Annotated in this window: 3 protein-coding genes; all 3 read left to right on the plus strand. The window is 41.8% G+C overall.

The genetic code is table 11. The features are described from left to right. Positions 1–1576: PKD domain-containing protein (locus tag AC1DPZ_RS19985; protein WP_477406682.1), on the plus strand; the 1576-nt coding region annotated here is incomplete at its 5' end. Positions 1577–1600: 24 nt separating this feature from the next. Further along, positions 1601–5488, plus strand: a complete 3888-nt coding sequence (locus AC1DPZ_RS19990) for a DUF6443 domain-containing protein (protein WP_477406684.1) — start codon at positions 1601–1603, stop codon at positions 5486–5488. A gap of 7 nt (positions 5489–5495) precedes the next feature. Beyond that, on the plus strand, positions 5496–5876 hold the full coding sequence (locus AC1DPZ_RS19995; protein ID WP_477406686.1) for a hypothetical protein: 381 nt from the start codon (positions 5496–5498) through the stop codon (positions 5874–5876). Positions 5877–6171 lie beyond the last annotated feature (295 nt).

The raw sequence follows: 6171 nt of genomic DNA on the forward strand, positions 1-6171 counted from the left end.
GAATATTAATTTACCTATAGAAAGCTACACACAAGTTACCAGGGGGAGTACCACAAAAACGATTACGGCGCAGCTTACTAAGTTTAAAACAGTTAAGTTTCCGGGCAACACGTATGCCTATCTGCCCTTTCAATCATTGAAATTTGTATCAGCCGATGGCGATGCATTTACGCCATTTGCAATAAACAGTGGGAGCGCAACAAACGATCCTAAATATATTCCAGTAACTAATTTTACAGCTTATGATAACGCCGGCATATTGCAAACGGCCGATGACAACTATAAACATGTACAAACCGGCATTACCGATCGTTTTTCAAACTATAGCGTGGCTTTATTTAAAAATGCATCGGTGGGTGAAATAGGCTTTGAAGACTTTGATAGCAGCCTGCCGTTGGGTACTAATTTTACTTTGTCTGCACCTGCGGGGGTAGTAAATACCAATAGTCATACTGGTAATTCGTATACTTTTAACACCGGGCAAACCCTTTCGAAAACAATGTTAAGGAAAACCGGCGAAAGTTATTATACATTTTCAGCATGGATCAGTTCATCTGCAGCCGGTACTATTAACGGTACTATTAATTTAACCTTAACCAATAGCAGTAACGCCTCATCTATCTATAATGAGCCATTCACCATTACCGGCAACACACCTAAATATTTTGAATGGAAAGTGCCGGTTAGAAACATGACCACCTCCTTTACCATGAGTTTTGGTACAAGTCAGCCTGTTTATATAGATGATATACTTTTCTACCCGCGAAGTGCAGAGGCCGTAACCAATGCCTACGAGCCTGTGGGGCACTATAAAATTGCGGAGACAAATACAAACGGAATTTCAACTTATTATGCCAACGATAAATTTGGGAGGGTGCTGATTATTTATGATCAGGACAAATATATTAAGGAACGAAAAAGTTATTTGAATTCTGACGATGTGGCTGCCGGTTTGGCTATGCCGACGATATCTACCGTTCCGTCATATAATAACGGGGCAATGGATGTTAATACAGTTGTCAACATGGATGCAGGTCGTAATCCATGCATATCGGATGCTACTTTCACCTGGAACTTTGGGGACGGAACAACGGTTACCGCCTTAAACGGATATCACCAAACCCATACGTATACTGCCACCGGAAATTACACGGTAACCTGTACAGTTTCCAGTCCCAGTTATGGCAACTCAATCAGCTCCACTCAAAACTTAGTTATCAAATATCCCGACCTGCGTCCTATAATGTGTCAATCGGGGGTGACGATGTGGGATAATTGCTATCATACATCGCTTAACCAGGTTGATTGCGCCCCAAATCCTAACGATGCCACGCACAGTTATTACACCATTGTTTCGGTAGGCGGAAGCGGCTACGGCACCTTGCATTACCAATGGCAATTAAGTTACAATAATGGCTCAACATGGTCAAACGATGGTACAGATGCTTCGCAGTTTATAAAAAATTGCGGACCCAAAAACCTGGCATACAGGGTTAGATGCATCGTTACTTCTTCTGTTGGTCAAACGGGAGGCTCGTCAGACTATGCCCTTTTTGATGTTGTTAATTGTCAGTAATCGAAATTAGAAGATATATTCCCAATGAAATTTAGATCAAAAATATTACAACTATGCATGTTAAGTGCATTTTTGGTTCTGGAATTACAACAGGTATCAGGACAAAGCAAAAATTTTGTTAAGGACGAGGTGGTGAAAATACCCCAGATTTTAGCAGTTAATCAGCTTCCTGGGCTTACTGCTGCACAGAAGCAAACCACCCTGATTTATTTTGATGGCCTGGGCCGGGCTATACAAACCGTGGCTGTTCAAGCCAGTCCCTTACAGAAGGATATCATTGTGCCCGTGGTTTATAATAATTTAGGCCAGCAAACAAAAAGTTTATTACCTTATGTTGGTAGTGATGGCAGCGGTTCTTACAGGGCGGATGCGTTAACTACAGGGCAGCCTGGTTTTTACAGTAACGGTGTTGGCGATAAAGTAGCAGATGATGCTGCTCCGTTTAGCCAGCAGGTATTTGAAAACAGTCCTTTACAGCGTTTGTTAAAATCAGGATTGGTTGGGGTTGGTTTCCAGCCTGCAGGGGCAACCGGTACGCAGCATTATAAAACTGCAGCTTATCGTTCTAATAGTAATACTGCCGATGGCAATATTATCATGTGGGGCGCCGACGGTACTAACCAGGGTAACTATGCTGATAACACATTATCCGTTACGGACGGTAAGAACGAAGATGGCGTAGAGAGTTTAAGTTTTACCGACCTGAGAGGGCAAACCGTGCTGAAAAGACAAAAGAATGGAGGTTTGAATATCGATACTTATTATATTTATAATAATGCAGGAGCAATTAGCTATGTTATCCCGCCGCTGGCGCTAAAATCAATGGTTACTGCGAATAATTATGATCCTAACCAGGCTATAGTCAATAAACTTATCTTTAAATATTTATATGATGACCGGGGACGGGTGGTAGAAAAAACTGTTCCGGGAGCAGGCGTGGTTTATATTATTTATGATCCGCTTAACCGCCCGGTATTGATACAGGATGCCAGGTTGAGAATAGCAAAGCAATGGAATTATATTAAGTACGACAGTAAGGACCATCCCATTAGCCAGGGTATTTATACGGATCCATCGACAACGGCACTTGATCGCATTGGGATGCAGTACTATCTAACAACAACTATAGCGGCCAATTATAATACCAACTGGTATGAAAGCCGGTCGACAGCAGCTTCTACCGGTTATTACACAAGCCTGGTTTTTCCTATAAGCAACACAACGCCGCTGGCCTACAGTTATTACGATGATTATGATATTGATGGCAATGGTACCCCCAATTATAATTATTCCGGACAATCGCTTGACAATGAATCTTCGCCCACAGTGGCAGCCATTAAAGGTGTGCCTACAATGGTCAGAACGCGTACAGTAGGGAGYGGTTTGAGCAATATATGGTTGATTAAAGTATTATTTTACGATAAGAACGGGCGCCTTATACAAAGCCAAAGTAATAATCAGTTGAATTATACCGCGGGAGTTATTACCGATTATTCCACCTCGGCACCCGATTTTGCAGGTATACCCCAACAAACCAAAACGGTTAAAGTTACAGGAACATTAGCAGCCCCGGTTACCGCCAGTGTGCTAACCACAACAACTTATGATCACATGTACAGGATAATGGCTGTTGACCAAAGCTACAATAATGGTTCACCTGTGCACGTATCGTCGTATAGCTACAATGAAATTGGCCAGTTAATCAAAAAAAATCTGCAACCCGGCACTGGTGCAACCTCAAAGGATATAGTTTTAGACGGCAGTAACAGTGTTATTAGTGGTGCCACATTTAATGCAACTGCCGGCAATAGTATTACGTTAAACCCTAACTTTTCGGCAGCAAGCGGCTCTTCATTTAGCGCGGTTATTAAACCATCCGCTTTGCAATCCGTAGATTTTCGTTATAATATACGAGGGCAACTTACCAGCATCAATAACAGTAAGCTGACTGACGACAGCAGCAATGCTAATACCAACGACGACTCCAACGACTTATTTGGGATGCAATTCCTGTATGATCAGGCTGATAATAATTTAGGAAATACAGCCTGGTTCAGTGGCAGACTATCGGCAGTAAAGTGGATGAGCAGGGATGCGCAGGGAAATAAAAGCAATGAACGCAGTTATACCTACAATTACGATGCGTTAGCCCGGTACAACGGAAGCGTCTACGCAGAAAGGGGCGTTACTCAAACCGGAGCCTTTAATCTTAATCTTAACGGTTTCAGTGAGTATAACATTACCTATAATGATGGTGGTAACCTCCTGGGATTAAAACGAAACTCTTCTTCGGTTGGGGGTAGTACGTTGGTGGAGTTTGACAACCTGGGGTATACTTATGACCCGAATAACCCGAATCAATTAAAATCTGTTAGTGACGGCGCCGGCAGTAACTATACAGATTATGGTTTCCGTAACCTGAGTGGTACCACGACTGAAAGTTACATTTATGACGAAAATGGCAATCTGACTACAGACCCATACAAATCGCTGACAATCAATTATAACCTGCTCAACAAAACAGATAAGATCACAGTAACCCTCCCAGGCGTTACCGGCAGGTATATTTATTATACTTATAGTGCAACCGGGCAATTGATAAGAAAGCAACAGTTTGATAATAGCGTTTTACAAAACACAACTGATTATATAGACGGCTTTGTGTACATAAATAATGTATTGAGTTACTTTAGCATGCCCGAAGGAAGGGTACGTAATACTGGAAGCGGAAGCACAGTTGTCTTGAAGCCGGAATACATTATCAGCGACCAGCAAGGCAATGCCCGGTTGAGCTTTGAAGAAAGTGCATCAACACCGGGAACAGCCTTGATAAGGCAGGAAAACAGTTATTACGGATTTGGTTTAGTAATGCCAAATAGCCAGGTAACAACACCATCTTCGCCTAACAAGCAACTATATAATGGCGGCAGCGAATGGCAGAATGATTTTGACAAACTGCCAGACTATTACCAAACTTTTTACCGGAATTATGACGCAGCGCTGGCCCGTTTTATTGCCGTTGACCCGATTGCTGAAAGTGCGGAAAGCATCAGTCCCTATAACTACGCCGGCAATAATCCAATTATGTTTAATGATCCTTTAGGTGATTATGTACGCCCGATTCCCGGGACATATGTTACAGACTTTGACCGGGGACAGGATCATAGCAACCACTCGGAGGGTAATAACAGTATTAGTACAATGGACGATTACCAGTTAGCGCAGGCTGCACAGAATGGAAATAAAGAAGCGTATGACAGGTATGTGACAAGAAATAACACGGCTCCGGATGCTTCTACAGCTGCAATTTTAAATGCTGCTTTTGGTGAAGGAATGTTCAATGTTAATAAAAGCGGAAGTTTAATATATATTTGGGACACACCAGCGCCGGTAGGTATTGGCGTGGTTGGTCATTCAAAGATTATTGCAGCTAACCAAGGTAGATATGGAGCGACATCTGGGTTCGGATCGTTTGTCGGATTTTCTGCTAATTTTGCTTTCATAGGCGGATTTGGAATCGCTGCTGGAAAAGTAACTGACGCAACTGGACATTCTAAACCATATTTTACATTTAACGGAAATATCGGCTTTGGTTTAAGCTGGGGCTTAGATGTTGGTACAATCAAGCCCACCTCGTCTAGTAAATTTGTTCCATCCGATTTCGGGGGAAAATCATCAGCATATAGCTTCGGAATTGCCACCCCCGTCATGGATATCGGRGATTCGTATGCTGGAACGATAGATGATAATTGGAGTAGCCGAGATAAGGTATTTAATCCAAGGCTATGGGGTCAAACCGATAGAGGATATACAGTAGAACAGGCGTCTTTTAATGGCCCTTTTAGTCTAGGAAAAAAAGGTTGGGGTGTTAGCGCAATGTATTCGATTGGAACAACTTGGGTTGAAAAATAAATTAAATATGGAAGAACTTAATAAAAGTACTAAAGTTGTCGTATTGGGTCTAGTAGGAAGTGTAGTGGTGTTTTTTGCAATTTTTGCGTTTTGGACAATGCTCGCCGGTCCAAGCGGGGGCGAATTTTTTTTGAAGCAAGCGTATGGGTTGGAGTTTAAGGGAAGGGTCGACTCAATTTACCGTGACGAAAATAATCATAACACAAAAATGGTTGTATTATCAAGTGGTTTCATATATGCCCTCAATGCAGATTGGGAAGAAAAGGTTACTAAAGGAGATATTCTCGAAAAGAAAAGTTCTAGCTTTTATGTTATTGTACATAAAGCATCAGGTGAGCATATGATTTKGGATTATCGTAAACTGACTCAGGTCATAAATAATAAGTGATAAATCTTTGGTCAAAGATGGTGCCGTCGGCTGGCGCACGCGTGTCGTGGCTGTTGCACAACTAACCCTTTAACGAACAATAAACTAAGTTGTGCGATCATTTTAGCCTGGCATCTGATTTAAGCGCAATAAAAATCAGATGTCTTAAAAGGCTCTAATAAGCTTAAAATCTCATGCCAAAGCCTATTCCCTCCATATTTAATTAACTTCTTAAGATTGTAAGCAATTCCTGCCATTATCATACATTTATTGGCTAGTTTTATACCGATCGTACGTACTTTCTGCATTCCTAAGT

Source organism: Mucilaginibacter sp. P4_G9, from assembly GCF_056400985.1.